General features: G+C 61.1%; 1 protein-coding gene. It reads right to left on the bottom strand.

All coding sequences use genetic code 11. From position 1 onward, the window contains the following. A partial coding sequence (locus tag SPHV1_RS25660; protein ID WP_231634506.1) for a zincin-like metallopeptidase domain-containing protein occupies nt 1-1619 on the bottom strand: 1619 nt, incomplete at both ends.

Below are 1619 nucleotides of genomic sequence, written 5' to 3'. Positions count from 1 at the left end.
TTTGTTTCGCCATAAGGCACCGCCAGATATTCGCGCGTCTGTCGCGGGGTTTCCTTCATCGTATGCCCTTCCTGCGGCTGCTCCGGGGCCGTGGGGCGCTGCGCGCGCTCGCCGGGGAGCGATTGGCCTATATCTTCTGCGGGTGCCTCTACGGCGCTTGAAAGCCATTTCTGGAACGGCTCGACATTAGCGCCTGCCGGGACATACCATGATTTTTCGGCCTTATCCCACTTTGCGCCCAAGGCTTTCGCCTCGTCCTTCTCCCGATAGGGGACCGCAAGATATGTGCGGGTGGAAGGCGCTGGCGCGGCGTCCCGGTGGTCAGTCGCGTCAATGTCCAAGGATGGCGAATTGACCGCATAAAGCGGGGCCAAGCCCTGCCGCTCGCGGCGCTCATCGGCATATTGCTCCGCCTTCAAATTGATAAGGCGGGCAATCTCCTCCGGGTTCTGGTCGCGGCCATCAAAATCGCTGATCTGGTTCGGCCCAAGGGACAAGGCGATATAGCGGCGGCGCTCGCTATCGGCGGAATAGCCCGCCATAAGGTTTCGCTCGCCGTTCGGGGTTATCATCGTGCCGATCGGCCCGACGCCCTCAAATTGCCGTCGAACGGTGTGCATCGGCCCGCCACTATCAACCGGCTCCCAACCGTGCTTGTCGATCAGCGCGTGCAAAGTGCGGTCGGAATAGTGCTGCTGCGGGTCCGGTATAGAATCGCCTATGGCGGCAACGGCCCCGGCTGCGGCGGCCCATCTGTCGCCGCTATGGTCTGTCAGCCGCTCGACCGTAAACCCGGAATCATTAAGCGCCGCTGCAAGCGCCGGTCTGGCGAAGGCGGCCTTGATACGATCGTCCAGCTCCATGTTGAGGTCATCGGATATTACTAGGTCCGCTTCCTCGTTCCCATCGAAATGGGGGCCGTTCTGCCACTCCTCATAGGCTTGAACCGTCTCGGCCACGGCCGCGACCGCAAGCCGATCGCCCTCATCAAGATCATTCTGGCGCTGCTCCGGTGCCTGCTGGAAGTCTGGCGGCAAAGTCACGCGGAACCTATCAAAATCCTCGCGCGTAGCAGGCCGGATTTGATCTAGCGGACTGGCATAGAATGGCCCGTTAATCGGGTTGCGCCCGTCTATATTGCTGGCGAGGACGCCAAGCATCGTCATGCCCGGCTGCTGATAGCAAAGCGTATTCTCATTGCTGACGAAATATCGCGTATGGTCCTGCGCCTGCTCGACCTGCTGAATCAGCTTTTGTTCCAGCGCCAGAACATAGGTGTGAATCTTCTCGGCGTCCGATGCGGCGCGGACAATCTCAAGCGGGTCTTCCTCAAGGACTTTGATCCATGATCCGACATAGGCCGCGTGCTGCTCCGGGTCGTGGCCGATCTGCAATTCCTGCCCGGTTATGAGGCTCGCAATCTCGGCTCGCAATTCTTCGCGGGCATAGCCTTCCGAACCGAACGGGTGCGCCAAATCCCGGTCAAGGCGGTTGGGGTGGCCGGTCCAGTGCCCCAGCTCGTGCAGCGCCGTGGCGTAGAAGCGATCCGCGCTCGGAAACTGGCTGCGCAACGGTAAGGTGATGCTGTCGGTCGAAGGCCGGTAAAAGGCGCGGTCGCC

The organism is Novosphingobium sp. KN65.2 (genome assembly GCF_001368935.1).
GTDB lineage: Bacteria > Pseudomonadota > Alphaproteobacteria > Sphingomonadales > Sphingomonadaceae > Novosphingobium > Novosphingobium mathurense.
This window is presented reverse-complemented; position numbering and strand designations above follow the sequence as displayed.